Below are 20,437 nucleotides of genomic sequence, written 5' to 3' on the forward strand. Positions count from 1 at the left end.
GTACAAAACAAGGCGTTTTGTGCTGGTGGCTCAGCAACAAACTGTTTTTACCCACCCTAGCACTAAAAAAACGGGCTCATCAGCACTAATTGTGTTACATCAGACTGGGCTAAGCGCTTATATGATGCAGCAAATTGCGCGCACGTCACAGCAACCTGCGACAGTTTTTATAAATGTAAAATATAGCACCCAAGTTCTTTGCCCTATTCGCTGGTTTAATCAAAGTAATGAAATTAAACGCTGTGGTCATGGGACATTAGCGGCAGCATTATTTTTGCAGCAGTACCAAGGTTATTGCCCTCACCAATTTATAAGCCTAAGCGGTGAAATCTTTAAAATAACCTATAAATTAAAACAATTACGACTGAGTATCGCACAAATAGCTAGCAAAGAAGTTACCCCGCATAAAGCTATCGTAAAGGCAATTGATAGCACTATTTTACGCAGCTACGCCAGTGCAGAAGAAGGTGGCTACACCACCGTCGTTTTAGATGACAGCCAGCCATTGTGTACACGTTCGATATTAATCAAACCGCTGTTATCGGTTGCGACGGCTCTCATTGTGTTGCAACAAGATAGCAAAACACAGCAATGGTATTTTAGATACTTCGCTCCTTTTTACGGTATAGACGAAGACCAAGCAACGGGTTCAACCGTTAGCATCATAGCCCCCATCATTAAGCAATTAACAACACAAACTCATGGCGTCCTCATTCAAGCATCTAAAAATGGCGCACGATTAAACTATCACTTAACCTGTCAAAGTGTGCTGCTGTATTAATTTTGCGGTCGTAATAAACACAATGCAAAATAATTATTGCTGTCTTGCCACGTCTGAGCCAGTGTTAAATTAGCTTGTGCGGCTAATTGAGCAAACGAGTCAACTGTATACTTATGTGAATTTTCAGTGTGTATGCTTTCACCTTGAGCAAATTCAAACAAATGATTATTGATAACAACACTTTGCTCACATTGACTCACCAAATGCATTTCAATTCGGCTATGTTGTTCGTTAAATCTGGATTGATGATTAAAGAGCGACAAATTAAACGTGCCATTGAGTTCATTGTTAATACGTTGTAGTAAATTTTTATTAAACTGCGCCGTCACTCCGGCTTTATCATCATAGGCATCTAACAGCACTTGACGCTCTTTAACTAAATCTATGCCTATTAACACATAGCCATTTACACCACATAAATGATGGAAGTTTTTCATAATTTCAATCGCTTTAATAGGTGCAAAATTTCCAAGTGTTGAACCCGGAAAATAAACTAGATTGGTTTGATTATCTAAAGCGGTGTCTTTGGTTAACTGCTTAACCATTTGGCTGTGGGTAAAATCCCCCAGTAAAGGGGAAATAACCAATTCAGGAAATAAAGGCGATAAATGTGCGAGCGAGTAGTTAAGCATTTCTTTTGAAATTTCAAACGGAACGAACGTTTTTACATTGGCTAGATGGGCAAGTAAATACGCCACTTTTTTACCTGAGCCACAACCGGGCTCTATGATTGATAAATTTTCTGGTAACATCTTCGCAATGTCATGAGAATATTGCTCTAAAATAGCAAGCTCAGTACGGGTGACATAATATTCACTTAACGTAGTTATTTGTTCAAATAATGCTGCGCCACTATCATCATAAAAATATTTACATGGCAATGACTTTTGTTGTTGGCTTAGGCCATCCAACACATCATTTAAAAAGCTTTCATCTATTATATGCTGTTCGCTAACGACCTTTAACTGGCACATACATTATCCCTCGCTAACCTAATTCCACTTTGCATCCACGCTTGGTGTGGATAATAAAAATTTCTATATGTAGTGCGTAAATGACCATTAGGAGTTAATGCACAACCGCCTCTAAGCACCATTTGATTATTCATAAATTTACCGTTGTACTCACCGGCAACTCCCGCAATCGGTTTAAACCCCGGATAAGGTAAATAAGCACTGTTTGTCCATTGCCAACAGCTATCATGTAATTGGACTAAATCTGGGCAATGTTGTTGTGCTGCATGCTCCCATTCAAACTCGTTGGGCAATCTTGCGTTGGCAAAACAAGCATATGCTGACGCTTCATAAAAGCTAACATGGCTGACAGGTAAATCCATCGCTAAGGGCTGCAAACCATACAAGGTAAATTCATACCACTGTTCATCAATACAATGCCAATATAAAGGGCATCTTGCGCCTGTGCTTTGTAATAAAGCCCATCCATCACTAAGCCAGTACTTCGGCTGTTGGTAGCCTTGCTCATTGATAAACGTTAAATATTCACCATTAGTAACTAAGCGATTAGCCACACTAAATGGTTGCAGTAAAACTTGATGTGTTGGCTGTTCATTATCGTAGGAAAATCCACAGCCTTGTGTTGCCCCAATTTCAGTAATACTTTGCTCAAAATCAATATAATGAATGCTTTTTACAGGTGAACTTTCAGCTATTTTACTGTCGATGTGTTGATAGGCTGGAAATGATGGATTAATCGAAAAGTTATACTTTATATCCATGAGCATCAACTCTTGATGCTGCTGTTCATGGTTTAAGCCAAGTTCCAATAGTTCATTCAGGGTAGTATTGACCGATAATAATGTCTGTAATGCATCATCAACATACGCTCGATATTCAAGTACTGTATCTAAACTTGGCCGAGAAAGTGTCCCTCTATTTGCGCGACTAAATTGCTCACCAATGCCATTATAATAAGAGTTAAATAGCACCGAAAAACACTCATCAAACACCTTGTAGTTGTTCATATGAGGTAATAATAAGAAAGTTTCGAAAAACCACGTGGTATGAGCAAGGTGCCATTTCATCGGGCTAACATCATTCATAGCTTGAAGCTGACAATCCTCCGCACTCAATGGTGCAATAAGAGATAAAGAATCTTGTCTCACTTTTTTATAGTACGCGATTAATGATTGTGTACTGTTTGCGGTCATATCATCCCTCATTTACCTATTGACTTACTATAGTCTAACTTTAGTTAAAACACATTGAAGTGACACTTAGATGAAATATTAATTAGACTTATATGTTTATTGATTTAAATACATTTATTTTTATCCGTTGCCATGACAGCCAGATACCGATCCTGTAAGCTATTAACTACCGTAATGGCTATAATTCAGCACTTTAGCGACTCTACATTTACAATTTTTCGTTTGCTTCTACACTTTAGCAAGTAACCTGACACTAATTTTTAGTTAATCTTCGAAATAATATCTTGGTGGGTTGAAGCTGAATAAACCATTAAAATAAACGGAAATACAACAAAAGAGGTTTTTCATGAGTGATAATCATGACAAATATAGTATTGATAATACGGACTACACGGTAGGCCAAGACAATATTCAAAAATGGGGCTTTGATGTTCACAACCCTGTTTTTGGCACCAGCGCTGGCTTAATTTTAATTTTTTTAATTGCAGTATTAGTAAGTGATCCTGAGTCAGCAAAATCAACACTCGATGGAATCAAATTAAACATATTAAATAACTTTGATAGTTTTTTTATGTGGTCGGCTAACATTTTTTTATTATTCTGTATTGGTCTAATTTTTTCACCATACGGTAAAATCCGCCTTGGTGGTGTAAATTCACGTCCTACTCACTCTCGCCTTTCCTGGATGGCAATGCTATTTGCAGCAGGTATGGGGATCGGCTTGATGTTTTGGGGGTTGCAGAGCCCGTTGCCTACTTTACCGGTTGGTACGAAACTCCATTAAATGTGACTCCTAATACCCCTGAGGCTGCTAAACTAGCAATGGGCGCCACTATGTTCCATTGGGGTCTACACCCGTGGGCTATCTATGCGGTCGTTGCCTTATCTCTTGCCTTTTTCACTTATAACAAAGGTTTACCACTTTCGATTCGCTCTATTTTCTACCCTATATTAGGTGATAGAACCTGGGGCTGGCCTGGTCACCTTATTGATATTTTAGCAGTACTGGCCACCTTATTTGGTTTAGCTACTTCTCTGGGGCTCGGAGCACAACAAGCATCTGCGGGTATTAACCACGTATTTGGTATTGAATCTGGTGTAGGGTTACAAATTATAGTGATTGCTGTAGTAACATTATTAGCAATTATTTCGGTGGTACGTGGAATTGATGGTGGTGTGAAATTATTAAGTAATATTAATATGTTAATCGCCTTTGCTTTGATGGCATTTGTTTGTTTAGTTGGCTTTGCTGCTGCTATGGGAAATATTCCGACCACGGTTATGGGGTATGTTGAAAACATCATTCCACTGAGTAACCCACATGGCCGTGAAGATGAAACTTGGATGCACGGCTGGACAGTATTTTATTGGGCTTGGTGGATTTCATGGTCCCCGTTTGTTGGTATGTTTATCGCCCGCGTATCAGAAGGTCGTACCATTCGTGAGTTCTTAATCGCCGTTTTATTAATACCGACTCTGGTAACGATACTGTGGATGTCTATTTATGGCGGTATTGCAATTGACCAAGTAGTCAGTGGTGTTGGTAAGCTTGGTACAGATGGTTTAACGCAAGTCCCGCTTGCCATGTTTGAAATGTTTGATGAGCTGCCATTAGCCAAGTTACTCTCTTTCACTGCTGTAGTATTAGTACTGGTATTTTTTATTACCTCGTCTGATTCTGGTTCATTGGTTATCGACTCAATCACCGCGGGTGGTAAAGTTGATGCGCCAGTACCACAACGTATTTTCTGGGCATCAGTTGAAGGTGCAATTGCAGCAACGTTACTGTGGGTTGGCGGCACAAAAGCGATGGAGGCACTGCAAGCCGGCGCGGTCTCTACAGGCTTGCCATTTACCGTGGTCTTATTACTTATGTGCGTAAGTTTATTGCTAGGCCTTAGAACTGAGCCTAGAAGCTAAGCTATGTAACTAAAAATATGAAGACGCCGCTTTTTAGCGGCGTTTTTTACATCCATAAATTACCAAGAGGAGTGTCTTGGCGATAGTGATGGGCTAATTGTGCTTGTAATAATTCGGCGGTAGCTAACGCATCATTCAGCGCATTGTGATTTTGGTACGCGGGCAATGAATAGCGCGTACGGGAATTAGCCAACCTAACAGAGTCTAGTTTAGTATTAAATAGCCGTCCAATTAGTCCCTGTCTTGCTTTTAATGCTCGCCTTTCTAATTCAAGGGTGTCAATCACCGCAAACTCAAGTCCTTCTCCTAGCCGAGCTTTCAGTGCTTGATATAAAAAGTGTCGTTCAATCGGGGCAAAATGTACCACTATTACCTTGCCTTTAAGTGCATTTAATAACGGTGTAATAATTTCTGAAAAATCTGGCGCGTTAATTAACTCTGAATGAGTGATACCGTGAATAACAATGGACTCTTCGGCTAGTTTTTGTTGCGGCTTGACCAACCAATGTTGGCTGTCTCGACAATATATACGGCGGCTATCAAAGGGGATCAAGCCTACACTGACAATATCATCAGAACCATAATTTAGACCGGTCGTCTCAAAATCTAGCGCCACTAAAGGAACATCACTTATTGGCCTAGAACCGTCAATAATGACTTCTTGATAATAAGCTTGTATACAGCGGTTTTGCGCCTCATTTTGTAGCTGTAAATACCGTTCACGCCAATCGACTTTATTCCCTACCATGTTATTTAATACCTGAGTTAGCGGAGTATTTAAATTTAAGAAAGTTTTGCGCTTTATCTAAAATTGCAAAGGCTTCCTTTAAATTGCGCTGTTCAAACGGAGATAATAAATGCGGCTCTAAGTCGTTATCAGGTTCCTCATTCAGCTGCTCTATTTGCCAAGCTTGGTGGCGAATACGTACCATGGCTATATATTCTAAGGCGTCACGTAAATCTTGCGCTTTGCCATCCGGTAACAGTTTAGCATCAATAATATCTTCTAAACGCTCAAACGAGTTTTGTTTACGTGAGCCCACAGCCAATGCATGCACGCGGATAACATCCGACAGCGGTGCTGTACCGCGACGCTTTAAGTTCATTGAGCGTTTGTGCTGGCCATTATGTTCAAGTACAAAGTCTTTAAAAAAGCCTAATGGCGGTGTGCGATTACGTGCATTAGCGGCCATATTTGCTAAAAAGCGTTTATTATTACGCCCTTCTTTAGCGATAAAGCGTTGCAGCTCTTGCGCCCACTTTACTTTTCCGTGTACACCATCTAAATCAAAAAATATCGCGCTATTTAACAATGCTTGTGGTTTAGGCTCTGCTATCCATCCTGCGAATTGCTGCTGCCATTGCTCTCGAGTTAATCGCCATTTCTTAAATGAAGCCATGATTTCGCCATCACAATATTTATAGCCACACAATGCTAGGCCATCACACACTAAATCAGCCAGTTTTTGGAAATAGTCATTGTGTTTGTCTTCATCAAAGCTATTATCAAGAATAATTGCGTTATCTTGATCGGTCACAATAAGCTGCTCATCTCGCGCCATAGAACCTAAAGCAATAAAGCAATAAGGCACAGGCGGTGGACCAAGCTGCTCTTCTGCTAGAGTTAATAAACGTTGTTTGAAGGTACGACCAATAACAGCCATTGCAGTGCCGATCATATGAGAATTTGCATCTTCATTCACCATTCGTACAAACACATTTGGTAGCTGACGGGCATAGTAAGCCAGATCTTCAACCGAGGGTTGCGCTAAAATGCCGCGAACAAGTAATAAGCTGCTTTGGGATTCGTAGCGTAAAATATCAGACAGTGAAATAACACCTATCGGCTTTTTCTTTACGACCACAGGTAAATGGTGGATATTGTCTCTTAACATGGCAAGAACCGCTTCAAACACATATGCATTACTGTCCAGCAGTATCAAATCTTTTTGCATAATTTGTTTGGCAGGCTGAGCATAATCTAAGCCAAGAGCAATGACTTTACTACGTAAATCGCGGTCAGTAATAATACCGACCACTTGCCCATCATCGTCTTCTGGATCATCGCTAATTGGTTTATCGACGTCAGTAACGAGGACCGAAGAAACCGATTCGGCCGTCATAATTTGGGCTACATGTTGTATGCTGGCATCTTTTGCAACAGTAACCACATCTCTATGCAATAATGATTTTACTTTTGCAGTAGTTAAATCATTACCATCAGCTTGCTCTACGATTGCCTGATGAAGCCTTACTGTGCCATTAGCTTCAAAGTAATCTGCAAAAGCTTCATATTTATCACAGTACTCAGTGAAAATATCAATGTTAATACAATACAGTAAAGTATCTTCGAGCGCTTTAGCTGGGTAACGAACCTTTCGGTTCATTAATAAGCCCATTTGGCCGAATATACCACCGACGGTCAGGCGATTATCAAGCTCACCATCGCGACGATACGTTTCTACAGCACCACTGCGTATCACGTATAAATCACTGATATCATCGCCATATTCATGGATTGTCGTTTGCGCGCGATAATACGAAACCTCAACTTGGCAGGCAATGTGATTGAGAGCATCTTCTGCTAAGTCATCAAATGGAGCATACTCACTGAGGAAACTGGCGATATCAACATGTTCGGCTTGCATTACACTGTCCGTTTATTAAAGCATTTTGTTGATTGTGAGCTTAATCGGCTATTTTTCAAAGAAAAATAGCCGATCACCGGCTCAAAGTTTTTAGGCTTGCTCTAGCTCCTGCGCTAATTGTTTCGTTTCATCCCCACGAGGCTTAGTAAAACGCGCTAAACCAAGGTAAATAACCGGCGTTAAATACAAGGTAAATAACACCGCTAGCGCTAAGCCACCAAAGACAACCCAGCCTATTGCGTTACGCGCTTCGGCGCCTGCACCGCTAGACATAATAAGCGGTAATGCTCCTAGTAATGTTGAGATCAAGGTCATTGTGATTGGTCTTAATCTCACTAAGGCAGCCTGTTCCACCGCCTTTCTAACTGTCATTCCTTGATCACGTAACTGATCGGCAAACTCAACAAGTAAAATCGCATTTTTTGCGATAAGCCCTATCAGCATAACTAAGCCAATTTGAGAATAAATGTTGAGGGAAGTGCCTGTTAAATACAAGGCAAGTATCGCTGAAGTAATACCAAATGGTACTGTTATCATCACCACAACAGCACTATTTACATTTTCAAATTGCGCTGCTAATACTAAAAATACAATTAAGAAGGCCAATACATAGGTCATGAGCACTTCATTAGAGGTTTCTTCAAAAGTTAATGCTTCACCTTTGAACGCAAGACTAATTCCGCTAGGTAATGATTGCTCTGAGATATCACGTAATTGCGTAACAAGCTCAGCAATACTCATATCCGTTGGCAGTTCCATATCCAGCTCTATAGCACGGCGTTGAGCATGACGCTCGAGCTCTGCTGCAACCCCTTCTTCGGTTATATGCGCCACACTACTTAACGGAACCAATTGGTTGTTTTTCGCACTGACATATAAATTGGCTAAATCACTTGGATCACGAATCGTCTGGTTTTGCGCTTGCAACATAATAGGCACAGATTGATCCCCGATGTTCAAATCCGCAACATCGTCACCATTAATAGCCGCACGTAATGTTATGGCAATATCACTCAGTGCAACCCCAAGCTCTTCAGCTCGGCGTCTATCGATGTTCACTCTTAATTGAGGTTGCGATGGTTGATAAGAAACTCGTACTGAGCCTACACCTGGTAATGCTTGCTCAATCTGTGCAGCAAAGTCTTGTGCAGCAGCAAAAATACGTTTGTAATCTTGCCCCAATAAAGCAAGCTCAATACCCCCACCTTGGCCACGTAGATTTAAGCTATTAGAGCCATTAGGCCGACCAGCAGCGCCAGGAATAGCGCCGAGCGGTTCACGAATTTTATCGATGATTTCTTGCTGTGTAAAATGACGCTCATCCCAATGTTTTAATGGAACGGTTATAAACACAATATTTGGATCCCATTGACCCACCACTGTATAAATAGATTCAATCTCACCACTTTCAACATAAGGGAGTAGAATATCTTCCATTTGAATAGCTTGGCGGTCCATGAAGTTTAGGCCTACGCCATCTGGACCTCGAGAGAAGATTCTGATTTTACCGCGATCTTCACTTGGCAATAATTCGTTGTCTAAATTTAAATAGAGTGCACCAGATCCTGCCGCGACCAATAAAGATGCAACAAACGTCAACCATGCGTGATCAAGCACCCAGTGAATAGTTTTAGTATAAATACTCGCAAGCCAATGACCAAATTTTGCAAATGGGTGCCAGCCCCCTGCTTTAATTTAAGTTTAGAAGTCAGCGCAGGCACTAAAGATAACGCAACAAAACTAGAAATGATCACTGCGCCGGCTAACACACCACCAAACTCTCTAAATAAACGCCCTGCTGTAGAAGGTAAAAACGCAATCGGCACGAACACCGCCGCCAACACAGCTGTTGTTGCAATAACAGCAAAAAATACTTCTCGCGTTCCACTACAGCCGCTGCTCGACGGCCAAGGCCTAACCCTCGCTGACGCTGAATATTTTCACTGACCACAATGGCATCATCCACAATCAAGCCAGTAGCTAACACAAGAGCTAATAAAGTAAGAATATTAATTGAAAAACCAAGCAGCCAAATTAATGCTAAAGAGCCCACTAAAGCAACAGGAATGGCAAAAGCAGGCACTAAGGTTGCACGCCATGAGCCAATGAATACCCATAAGGTAATCACCACCAACAAAATGGTTAAAATCAGTGAACTGATCACTTCGTCTACAGAACTACGAATAAACTGCGCGTCATCGGATGTTAAAGTAAACTCAAGCTCAGGAAATCGAACTTTCATTTTTTCTAGCAACCTAAGGACTTCATCTGAAATTTCGATAGTATTTGATTGTGCCTGTCGGATAACTTCCATACCGATGACGGGTTTGCCATTTAAACGTACCATAGAGCGTGGATCAGCAGGACCAAAATAAACCGCGGCTATGTCACCAATGCGAGTATCTTCTCTTATTATAATGTCTGCCACTTGCTCAGCCGTAATAGAAGTTGCATCTGCGCGGACAATAACTTGCTGATCCGTGGATTTTAAACTCCCGGCAGGTACATCAAACGGCGCTTGGCGCAGGACTTCTGCTACATCAGGCACGGTTAAATTAAAACTGGTGAGTTTTAGTGGATCAAGACGAACACGCAGAACCCGTTGACGGTCACCATTTAATCGCACATCAGCTACACCTGGTATGGTTAAAAATTGTGGTGCTAAATCAACCTCGACCAATTCTGTTAAAGCTTCAAGCGGTAAGGATTCGCTCGAGACAGTTAAAGAAACAACGGCTTCGGCGTCGTTATCTGCTTTAATAATCGATACTCGCTCGACTTCTTCAGGAAGCTCTCGCTGTACACGTGCAACAGACTCACGCGTTTCATTTGCTGCATCATCTAAATTGATACCCGGTCTAAATTCAACAACAATACGCGCGTTACCTTCTTCACTTTGCGCACGAATGGTTTTAACCCCACTAACGCGGGCAACAGCTCCTTCAAGCTTACCTGTGACCTCTGTATCTACGGTCTCAGGTGAGCCCCCGGGAACGAAGCAGAGACAGTGATCCTAGGTGTATCAACATCTGGCAACTCCCTGACTTCAACACCTGCAATTGCCGCTATACCGGCAATTATAATTAATAAATTAAGGACAACGATTAAAACAGGCCGACGTATTGCCATTGAAGGCAAATCTTGCATCATAGGTTGCTGTTTCATAGCTACTCCTGAGTGTTTGCAAGTGGCGATTGAAAACTAAGCGCTTGTTGTGATCGTAAACGCTGTACACCTTCAACAACTAAAATATCGTCTTTCCCAAGTGATCCTGATACTAATAAGCGCCCTGCAAGACGTTGTTCAATTTTAACATCTACCCGTGTTGCTTTATCATCAACGCTTGTCCATACATAGGGTCCTGTTGCGCCCCACAATAAAGCAGCTTCTGGTACAGCAGCAAAACTTTGTCCTAGCACCTCAATGTGAACACGAAAACTCATTCCGGGTAAAAACTCATTATTTGAATTATCTAGTTTTGCTTTGACCCGAAGAGTACGTGTTTGCGGGTCAATTCGAGAATCTAAATACGCAATTTCAGCATCCACTGACTGGCTGCTTTGCCATGGTAAAACACGCACACTGCCCTTGTTTCTTAACATGCTAATAGCAGACTCAGGTGCGTTAAAATTAATATACAACGCGCGAGTATCATCAATAGTAGCGATTGCTGTTTGCGGTGTGATCCGATCTCCTACCTCAATATCAGTAAGGCCCATAATGCCATCAAAAGGTGCACGTACTTGGCGGTCTTCAAACTCAGTTTCGGCTTGAGTAACAGTCACTTTAGCCAATTCAGTTATTGTTTTAGCATCGTCTAAATCACTTTGAGGTACAGCCCCTTTTGCATGACTTTGCATTAATCGAGTTTGAATTCGTTGGCTATCTGCTAATTTTATTCTTGCTTCTTGCAACGCGGCTTTTTGTCTGCGTGAATCTAACTCGAGTAACACTTGTCCTGCAGTGACTTTATCGCCAGGCTTAAAATGAACCGCAGTCACTTTGTCACCCACGGCTGGATACAGGGTAACCGATCGGATTGCTTCAGCATTTCCGACAGCTTGTACTTGCTCTTTTGCTCGCTCCATTGTGACATGCTCAGCAATAACATTAGCGCTAAATGCTTGTGTACTAATACCAGAAAAAGTACAAAAGACACTAAATAAAAGAACTCGAAATTTCAAAACATCACCTAGTTAATTATTATTTCCGTTATTGTACGAAGTGTAACAGCTCTATGATCAATAAATAGGTTAGTACGATTAAATAGCAAAACAATGAGGTGAAATTAAATATTGTTTATTTAGGTACGGGATTTAAAAAGGTTTATCAACTACAGACTTTGTCGCGCCCAGTATTTTTAGCTAAGTAAAGTTTGGTATCAGCATGTTTTAATATCGTGTTTAGAGTTAAACTCTGCTTAAATTCTGCAACCCCTGCACTGCTTGTAATTGAAATTTGTTTATCAGTGAACTGTGCCTCTCGAATAGCACCACATAAGGCAAATATAAATTCATGTGCTGAGTTTAAACTAAACTGCGGCATCACAATCAAAAACTCTTCACCACCATAGCGAGCAAATTTACAATCAGTACCTTGAATAAATTTAGTAACTATCTGTGCAAGCCCTACTAAAGCTTGATCCCCAATATCATGGCCATAATTATCATTTACATATTTAAAATGATCGATATCGAGTATCGCTAATGAAAATGGTTTCTTTTTATCAATTAAATGTTTCAGGGTATAATTTAAAATATAGCGACGATTGTATATACCCGTTAACGTATCTGTATTAGCAGAAAGTTGGCTCTTAAAATAGGCACGACGCTGATTAATTGCGAAAATGGATATTGAAACAAACCCTAATAACCCTATTAATAAATAGGCATTTTGTAACTCAGCATCTTTAGCTAGTTGTGTAAGTTCGATTTGTTGATTTTTTAATTTTTCTTCCGCCAACTGTAGCTTAATTTCTTGCTGTTTTGATTCAAACTTAGACTGTGCTTCTTGCTCCAACTTAAACTGCGTCGTTTGTTTTGCTTGTTCGACAAGTTCTATAACTTGCCAAAGCGATGTATTTGCTGCTTTAAAATCATTTTTTTGCTCTTCGCTTTTTGCTTTCAAAATAAAGGTTTGACGTTTATAGCGATTGTTTAATGGTCGATCGTAATTTTCAAGGATACCTTGTGACAGTGCTAAATACTCCAACGCTTCATCTGCTTGATGTAAACCCAAAAACGTCTTTGCAAAATTATTATAAAATGCAACCACATGTGCAGGATTAATCACGACTTCATCTAAATAAGATTTAGCCAAATAAAGCAGCCTTAAAGCTTCAATGTAGTCTTTCATTTTTAGAGAAACCGCTGCTTTACCAGCTGGCGCCCAAAATAAAAAACGCGGGGCTTTCACCATTACTGAAAGCTCAATTAACTCATCATAGCAGGCTATGGCACGTTGTAATTTATTCGCTTGAGCGTATGTAGAACAAAGAGTGGAGATCACTTGTAGGCCATCAACTATATCACCGTTATTAATTGCATTATCCTTTGCTAGTTCAGCAAACTTTATTGCTTCATCAAATAAAGACATAGCCCCATAATAAACAGCTAATCCCTCATAGATATAGTTCATGGTCGTGATAGACATTTGTGCTGGTTTAGCCGTTAAATAGACATCTTCTAATAAGGCTAATGATTTAGCATAGTCTTGTTGCCAAAGTAATAAAATGGCTTTTGTTGCACGTGCTCTTACTTGCATTTGAGTATCTCCTGCACGTATAAAAAGAACTATCGCTTGCTCAATTTGAGTCAAAGATTCCGGTAACAGTCCTTCTTCTAAAGATAAACTACTGCGATAAAGCATCCAATATCCAAGCAGCCAATCGTTATTTTTTGGTATTATTTGGTAGGCCTGCTCAAAGGTTGTTTTGGAGAGTGTGACATCACCATGAAAATAATAAAGCCGCGCAACTAATATTCTTCTAAATATAGTGAGTTCTGTAACGGTTTTAGGACCTGGTGACTCTGCAGATGAAACTTTCAAAAAATTATTAGGATTTATTAGTGCTTGCTGCTCTAGTTTTAAATACTGCTTATAAGCGTCTGGAGCTGCCAAGAGATATTGCGGAAGAAAGGCAAATAAAATGAGAATAAATAAATTGACTGTCCGCATGTCATCATAAGCTTAGAATTGTTAATACAATTGCTATTATAACGTTAGAACAAATTATTACTAGTGTACCTATTGAATCTATTTTATTGCACCAAAATGAAGAAAGGCCCACCTTAAGTGAGCCTTTTTGTTAAAGAATAACTAGGTTATTACCAACCTGTTTTTTCTTTAAGTGCTTTACCGATATCAGCAAGTGAACGTACAGTTTGTACGCCCGCAGCTTCTAGTGCAGCAAATTTTTCATCAGCTGTACCTTTACCGCCTGCGATGATTGCGCCAGCGTGACCCATACGCTTACCTTCTGGTGCAGTTACACCAGCAATGTAAGAAACAACAGGCTTAGTTACGTTAGCTTTGATGTACTCTGCAGCTTCTTCTTCTGCAGTACCACCGATTTCACCAATCATTACGATTGCTTCAGTTTGTGGATCTTTTTCGAACATTTCTAAAACGTCGATAAAGTTAGTACCAGGAATTGGGTCGCCACCAATACCAACACACGTAGACTGACCAAAACCAGCATCTGTAGTTTGCTTAACCGCTTCGTACGTTAAAGTACCAGAACGAGAAACAATCCCTACTTTACCAGGCTTGTGGATGTGACCAGGCATGATACCAATCTTAGTTTCGCCAGGAGTGATAACACCTGGGCAGTTAGGACCGATCATACGCGTACCAGTTGCGTCAAGCTTAACTTTAACGTCAACCATATCAAGCGTTGGAATACCTTCAGTGATACAAACAATTAGCTCGATGCCAGCATCGATAGCTTCTAAGATTGCATCTTTACAGAAAGGTGCTGGTACATAGATTACTGAAGCTGTAGCGCCAGTTTCTTGTACTGCATCACGAACTGTGTTGAATACTGGAAGACCAAGGTGCGTTTGACCGCCTTTACCTGGGCTAACACCACCAACCATTTGTGTACCATACTCAAGCGCTTGCTCTGAGTGGAAAGTACCTTGGCCACCAGTGAAACCTTGACAGATAACTTTTGTATCTTTATTGATTAATACAGACATTATTTGCCCTCCGCAGCAGCTACAACTTTCTCAGCAGCATCTGTTAGTGATTCAGCAGCAATGATGTTAAGGTCAGACTTAGCAAGTACTTCACGACCTAGTTCAGCGTTAGTACCTTCTAAACGTACAACTACAGGAACACTAACACCTACTTCTTTAACTGCACCAATGATACCTTCAGCAATCATGTCACAACGTACGATACCGCCAAAGATGTTAACTAAAACAGCTTTAACATTGTCGTCAGAAAGAATGATTTTGAATGCTTCAGAAACACGCTCTTTAGTCGCGCCGCCACCAACATCTAGGAAGTTAGCTGGCTTGCCGCCGTGTAGGTTTACGATGTCCATAGTACCCATCGCTAGGCCCGCACCGTTAACCATACAACCTACGTTACCGTCTAGCGCTACGTAGTTAAGCTCAAAGCTTGCTGCGTGTGCTTCACGTGCATCTTCTTGAGATGGATCGTGGAACTCACGGATTTTTGGTTGACGGTAAAGTGCATTACCATCGATACCGATTTTGCCGTCAAGACAGTGAAGATTACCTTCGTCTGTGATTACTAACGGGTTGATTTCTAAAAGTGCGAAATCGAAATCGTTGAACATGTTGCCAAGACCCATAAAGATCTTAACGAACTGTTTCATTTGTGTTGGGTTAAGACCCAATTTGAAACCTAGTTCACGTGCTTGGTAAGCTTGAGGACCAACTAATGGGTCGATCTCAGCTTTGTGGATAAGCTCTGGAGTTTCTTCTGCAACAGTTTCAATTTCAACACCGCCTTCTGTAGACGCCATGAAAACAACTTTGCGAGAAGCGCGGTCAACAACTGCACCTAGGTACAATTCGTTGGCGATATCAGTGCAGCTTTCTACTAAAATTTTAGCAACAGGCTGACCATTTTCGTCTGTTTGGTAAGTAACTAAGTTTTTACCTAACCAGTTTGCAGCAAATTCTTTTACTTCGTCGATAGTTTTAACTAGCTTTACACCGCCAGCTTTACCACGTCCACCTGCGTGAACCTGAGTTTTAACAACCCACATATCGCCGCCAATTTTTTCAGCAGCTGCTGCAGCTTCTTCAGGTGTATCGCAAGCGAAACCTTGAGAAACTGGTAAACCATATTCGGCAAAAAGTTGTTTTGCCTGATACTCATGCAAATTCATGATGCTTTATCCAATTTTTTATACTAAAAGAGCTGAATATTTATGCAAATAGACAGCTATCCCAAATTGCGCACTTAGTATAGATCCCAAGGCTTAACATGAAAACCCCAGTTAGACCAAAGGCGCAAAAAAAAGCTGTGAATGTACATTCACAGCTTAGATTTTATACAACTAGATTAAACATCTAGCAATAAGCGAGTTGGATCTTCAAGTAACTCTTTAATTGTCACTAAGAAACCAACAGATTCTTTACCATCTATTTGACGATGATCATAAGAAAGCGCCAAATACATCATAGGAAGAATTTCAACTTTGCCATTAACAGCCATTGGACGGTCTTGGATTTTGTGCATACCCAAAATTGACGACTGTGGTAAGTTGATAATAGGTGTAGAAAGTAATGAACCAAATACACCACCATTAGTAATTGTGAAGTTACCACCGGTCATATCGTCAAGCGAAAGCTTACCATCACGACCTTTAAGTGCTAGTTCACGAATACCTTTTTCAATTTCAGCAACAGACAGCTTATCGCAATCTTTAAGTACTGGTGTCACTAAACCACGCGGCGTAGAAACAGCAATGCTGATATCAAAATAGTTGTGGTATACGATATCGTCGCCATCAATTGAAGCATTTACTTCAGGGAAACGCTTAAGTGCTTCAGTTACCGCTTTCACATAAAAAAGACATGAAACCTAAACGGATACCGTGGCGCTTTTCGAATACTTCTTGATACTGCTTACGAAGGTCCATGATTGGCTTCATGTTAACTTCGTTAAATGTCGTTAACATTGCAGTCGAGTTTTTCGCTTCAAGAAGACGATTAGCAATGGTTTTACGTAAACGCGTCATTGGTACACGTTTTTGCGTACGGTCACCCATTGGTGCCGCTGGAGCAGCAGCTTCAGATTTCTTAGCCGCTGGTGCAGGCGCTTTTAAGAATGTATCTACATCTTCTTTAGTTACACGGCCATTTTTACCAGTGCCTTTAATTTTAGATGCATCTAAGCCTTTTTCAGCAATTAAACGACGAACAGATGGTGTTAATACATCTGAGCTGTCGCTAGAATCAGCAGCAGGTGCAGATTCTTCTTTTGCTGCAGGCGCTGCTGGAGCACCACCGGCTTTAACTTTACCAATTACTTGCTCACCAAGTACTGTATCGCCTTCATCATGGATGATCTCACCCATAACACCGTCTTCTTGAGCAACAACTTCAAGAACAACTTTGTCAGTTTCAATGTCAACTAAGTTTTGGTCGCGAGAAACCGCGTCACCTGGTTGAACGTGCCAAGTAGCTACTGTCGCGTCTGCGACTGATTCTGGAAGTACAGGTACTTTAATGTCCACTTCTTTACCTTCTGATGCTGGAGCTGATGGCGCCTCTTCTGGCGCGCTTTCTTGTTTATCTGAAGCAGGTGCGTCGGCTTTAGCTTCGTCACTTGGTGCTGCTGCATCAGCATCACCAATTAGACCGATAACTTGGTCGCCAAGTACCGTAGCACCTTCTTCTTGTGAAATTTCAGTGATCACACCGTCATTAGGTGCAACAACTTCTAAAACAACTTTATCTGTTTCAATATCTACTAAGTTTTGGTCACGGCTTACTTTGTCGCCAACACTCACATGCCATGTTGCAACGGAAGCATCAGCAACCGACTCAGGAAGAACAGGAACTTTAATTTCTGTGCTCATTGCTTATCCTTTATTTTCAATAGTAAGCGCATCTGCAACGAGCGCTTGTTGTTCTTTAGTATGCACTGACATGTAACCACATGCCGGTGATGCTGACGCTTTACGCCCTGCGTATTTAAGCTTAGCACCCTGAGGAATTGCTTCTACAAAGTGATGTTGTGAACAATACCAAGCACCTTGGTTTTGCGGCTCTTCCTGACACCAAACAAAATCTTTCACATGTTGGTAACGCGACATAATCGCATCCATTTCATCATGTGGGAACGGGTATAACTGCTCAACACGTACAATGGCAATGTTATCAATTTCTTGCTTACGACGCTCTTGCAGTAATTCGTAATAAACTTTACCACTACAAAATACAACGCGTTCTACTTTATCAGCATTAATATCATCGATTTCATCAATCATATTGTGATACACGCCTTCAGCCAGTTCTTCTAAGCTAGAAGTCGCTAATGGATGACGTAATAAAGACTTAGGTGTCATAACAATCAATGGACGACGCAGTGGTCTCACAGATTGACGGCGTAGCATGGCATATACTTGTGCTGGTGTTGAAGGCACACACACTTGCATATTGTGATCAGCACACAGCTGTAAGAAGCGTTCAAGACGTGCCGAGCTATGCTCAGGACCTTGACCTTCATAACCATGAGGGAGCAAGATTGTAAGACCACATAAACGGCCCCATTTTTGCTCACCAGAACTTAAGAATTGGTCAAATACGACTTGTGCACCGTTGGCGAAATCACCAAACTGTGCTTCCCATAGTACTAATGACGTTGGCTCTGCTGTTGCATAACCGTACTCAAACGCCACAACTGCTTCTTCTGATAACACAGAATCGAATACTTGGAACGTACCTTGGTCTTCACTTAAGTGTTGTAACGGCGTGTAAGTTGCACCATCACTTTGGCTATGAACTACAGCATGACGATGGAAGAAAGTTCCGCGCCCTGAGTCTTGACCCGTTAAGCGTATATCGGTACCTTCACTTGCAATCGTCGCATACGCAAGTGTTTCAGCCATACCCCAATCTAATGCTTTTTCACCTGCTGCCATTAATTTACGGTCGTCGTAAATCTTTTTAACACGTGATTGCGCTTTATATTGCTCTGGGTAGTTAGCTACTTTTTCGCCCAATTCTTTTAGTTTTTCAACTGAAACACTGGCGTCGTAATCAACACTCCATTCATGACCTACATATTTAGCCCAATCAGATGAATGTGATGTTTCAGGTTGTATCTCTTCAACAACACAATTGCCGTCGTCTAACCCATTACGGTAGTCATCAGCAAGTGCTTTTATTTCACTTTCAGTAAACGAGCCTTCAGTCATAAGTTGATCGGCATAGATCAAACGTGGTACTGGGTGTTTTTTGATTTTTTGGTACATGATCGGTTGAGTCGCATTTGGCTCATCCGCTTCGTTATGGCCATGACGGCGATAACAAACTAAGTCAATAACCACATCACGTTTAAATTTATTTCTAAAATCAAGGGCGATTTGCGTTACAAAAGCAACCGCTTCAGGATCATCAGAATTCACGTGGAAGATTGGTGACTGAACCATTTTTGCGATGTCGGTACAGTAATCTGTAGAACGCACATCGTCTTGTTTTGCTTGTTGTAAAACCAACTTGGTTATTTACAACAATACGAATACTACCACCACAACTAAACGCATTAGTTTGCGATAAGTTGAAGGTTTCTTGTACAACACCTTGACCAGCAACAGCAGAATCACCATGAATTGTGATCGGTAATGCTTTTGAGCCCGTAGAATCATTTAAACGGTCTAAACGAGCACGTACAGAACCCATAACAACAGGGTTTACGATTTCAAGGTGAGACGGATTAAATGCAAGCGCCATGTGTACATTGCCACCAGAAGTCGCAAAGTCAGACGAATAACCCATGTGGTATTTAACATCACCAGAGCTTAGCGTCTCTTTGTGCTTACCAGCAAACTCATCAAATAACTCTGATGGGTTTTTACCAAGTACGTTAACAAGCACATTTAAGCGACCACGGTGAGCCATACCAATAACGGCTTCTTGTTGGCCACTTTCACCTGCACGGTGAATAAGCTCTTTAAGCATTGGGACTAACGCATCACCACCTTCAAGTGAGAAACGTTTAGCGCCCGGGAATTTAGCACCTAAATACTTTTCAAGACCATCGGCTGCGGTAAGACCTTTAAGGATACGCAACTTTTCTTCTTTACTGAATGTTGGTCGTGATTGCACCGATTCTAAACGTTGTTGTAACCAACGTTTTTCTTCAGTCGATGTGATGTGCATATACTCAGCACCTACAGAACCACAATATGTAGTTTTGAGTGCCTGATATAAATCACCTAAAGGCATAGTATCGCGCCCTACGGCAAACGATCCCACGTTAAATTCACGGTCAAAATCAGCTTTAGATAAGTCATGGTATTCTAATTCTAGGTCTCGAACGCGTTCACGCTGCCATATACCTAATGGGTCTAGGTTAGCATTTTGGTGACCACGGAAACGGAAAGCATTTATAAGCTGGAGCACTTTAACCTGTTTAGGGTCACCGCTTCCACCTTCTGCTACCACTACTTCTCTATGCTTGTTTTTAGCAAGCGCCGCAAACTGTGAACGAACTTCTGAATGCTTTACGTCAACATCCACACCATCTACTTTTGGTAATTGTTCGAACACTTCTCGCCATTCTTCTGGCACAGAAGTCGCATCGTCTAAATACGCTTCATAAAGCTCTTCTACATAAGCAACGTTACCGCCGTTTAAATGTGAAGATTCTAGCCATGCCTTCATCACACCTTCGTGCATTTATAAGCCCTTTTCTTTAGCGCAGAAATTAATT

At 41.1% G+C, this 20,437-nt stretch carries 9 protein-coding genes and 4 pseudogenes; 2 read left to right on the plus strand and 11 right to left on the minus strand.

The window, feature by feature from the left end; all coding sequences use genetic code 11:
• Positions 1-25 precede the first annotated feature (25 nt).
• Complete coding sequence (locus ACU8V8_RS08300; RefSeq protein WP_446889444.1) at positions 26-781, plus strand: PhzF family phenazine biosynthesis protein; 756 nt, start codon at positions 26-28, stop codon at positions 779-781.
• Here ACU8V8_RS08300 and egtD read toward each other — a convergent pair.
• Entirely contained in the window at positions 778-1,755 is a 978-nt protein-coding gene (gene egtD / locus ACU8V8_RS08305; RefSeq protein ID WP_446889445.1) for an L-histidine N(alpha)-methyltransferase, read from the minus strand. The two genes, ACU8V8_RS08300 and egtD, sit on opposite strands and share 4 nt — an antisense overlap.
• Positions 1,743-2,960 carry an ergothioneine biosynthesis protein EgtB gene (gene egtB / locus ACU8V8_RS08310; RefSeq protein WP_446889446.1) on the minus strand — a complete coding sequence of 406 codons (1,218 nt, stop codon included), beginning with the start codon at positions 2,958-2,960 and terminating at the stop codon, positions 1,743-1,745. Before egtB ends, egtD begins: the two co-directional genes overlap by 13 nt.
• Before the next feature lie 334 nt (positions 2,961-3,294).
• On the opposite strand from egtB, the pseudogene ACU8V8_RS08315 reads away from it, so the two are divergent.
• Positions 3,295-4,868 (plus strand): annotated as a pseudogene (locus ACU8V8_RS08315) (BCCT family transporter).
• A gap of 46 nt (positions 4,869-4,914) precedes the next feature.
• Here ACU8V8_RS08315 and ACU8V8_RS08320 read toward each other — a convergent pair.
• The 9 genes and pseudogenes from ACU8V8_RS08320 to ACU8V8_RS08360 form a co-directional block, all read right to left on the minus strand.
• Positions 4,915-5,616: a 3'-5' exonuclease gene (locus ACU8V8_RS08320; RefSeq protein ID WP_446889447.1), complete on the minus strand. Its 702-nt coding sequence runs from the start codon at positions 5,614-5,616 to the stop codon at positions 4,915-4,917.
• Between the two features lies 1 nt (position 5,617).
• Positions 5,618-7,516, minus strand: coding sequence for a DUF294 nucleotidyltransferase-like domain-containing protein (locus ACU8V8_RS08325; RefSeq protein WP_446889448.1), 1,899 nt, complete (start codon positions 7,514-7,516; stop codon positions 5,618-5,620).
• A gap of 90 nt (positions 7,517-7,606) precedes the next feature.
• Positions 7,607-10,681: pseudogene (locus ACU8V8_RS08330) on the minus strand (efflux RND transporter permease subunit).
• 2 nt (positions 10,682-10,683) lie between these two features.
• Positions 10,684-11,700 (minus strand): efflux RND transporter periplasmic adaptor subunit, encoded by a 1,017-nt coding sequence (locus tag ACU8V8_RS08335; protein ID WP_446889449.1) that lies wholly within the window; start codon positions 11,698-11,700, stop codon positions 10,684-10,686.
• A 145-nt stretch (positions 11,701-11,845) separates the two neighbouring features.
• Positions 11,846-13,636 carry a diguanylate cyclase gene (locus tag ACU8V8_RS08340; protein ID WP_446889450.1) on the minus strand — a complete coding sequence of 597 codons (1,791 nt, stop codon included), beginning with the start codon at positions 13,634-13,636 and terminating at the stop codon, positions 11,846-11,848.
• Between the two features lie 206 nt (positions 13,637-13,842).
• The gene (sucD, locus tag ACU8V8_RS08345) at positions 13,843-14,715 is read right to left on the minus strand and encodes a succinate--CoA ligase subunit alpha (protein ID WP_087534150.1); all 873 of its coding nucleotides are present in this window, start codon (positions 14,713-14,715) and stop codon (positions 13,843-13,845) included.
• Positions 14,715-15,881, minus strand: coding sequence for an ADP-forming succinate--CoA ligase subunit beta (sucC, locus tag ACU8V8_RS08350; protein ID WP_421961684.1), 1,167 nt, complete (start codon positions 15,879-15,881; stop codon positions 14,715-14,717). Before sucC ends, sucD begins: the two co-directional genes overlap by 1 nt.
• Positions 15,882-16,057: 176 nt before the next feature.
• Positions 16,058-17,579 (minus strand): annotated as a pseudogene (gene odhB / locus ACU8V8_RS08355) (2-oxoglutarate dehydrogenase complex dihydrolipoyllysine-residue succinyltransferase).
• Positions 17,580-17,582: 3 nt separating this feature from the next.
• Positions 17,583-20,403 (minus strand): annotated as a pseudogene (locus ACU8V8_RS08360) (2-oxoglutarate dehydrogenase E1 component).
• Positions 20,404-20,437 lie beyond the last annotated feature (34 nt).

It is taken from the genome of Pseudoalteromonas sp. SaAl2, from assembly GCF_052947895.1.

Excerpts from the sequence above, each read along its gene's own strand:
- egtB (WP_446889446.1), bottom strand. The coding sequence starts at position 2,960 with ATGAGGGATGATATGACCGCAAACAGTACACAATCATTAATCGCGTAC.
- sucD (WP_087534150.1), bottom strand. The coding sequence starts at position 14,715 with ATGTCTGTATTAATCAATAAAGATACAAAAGTTATCTGTCAAGGTTTC.
- sucC (WP_421961684.1), bottom strand. The coding sequence starts at position 15,881 with ATGAATTTGCATGAGTATCAGGCAAAACAACTTTTTGCCGAATATGGT.
- ACU8V8_RS08325 (WP_446889448.1), bottom strand. The coding sequence starts at position 7,516 with ATGCAAGCCGAACATGTTGATATCGCCAGTTTCCTCAGTGAGTATGCT.
- egtD (WP_446889445.1), bottom strand. The coding sequence starts at position 1,755 with ATGTGCCAGTTAAAGGTCGTTAGCGAACAGCATATAATAGATGAAAGC.
- ACU8V8_RS08320 (WP_446889447.1), bottom strand. The coding sequence starts at position 5,616 with ATGGTAGGGAATAAAGTCGATTGGCGTGAACGGTATTTACAGCTACAA.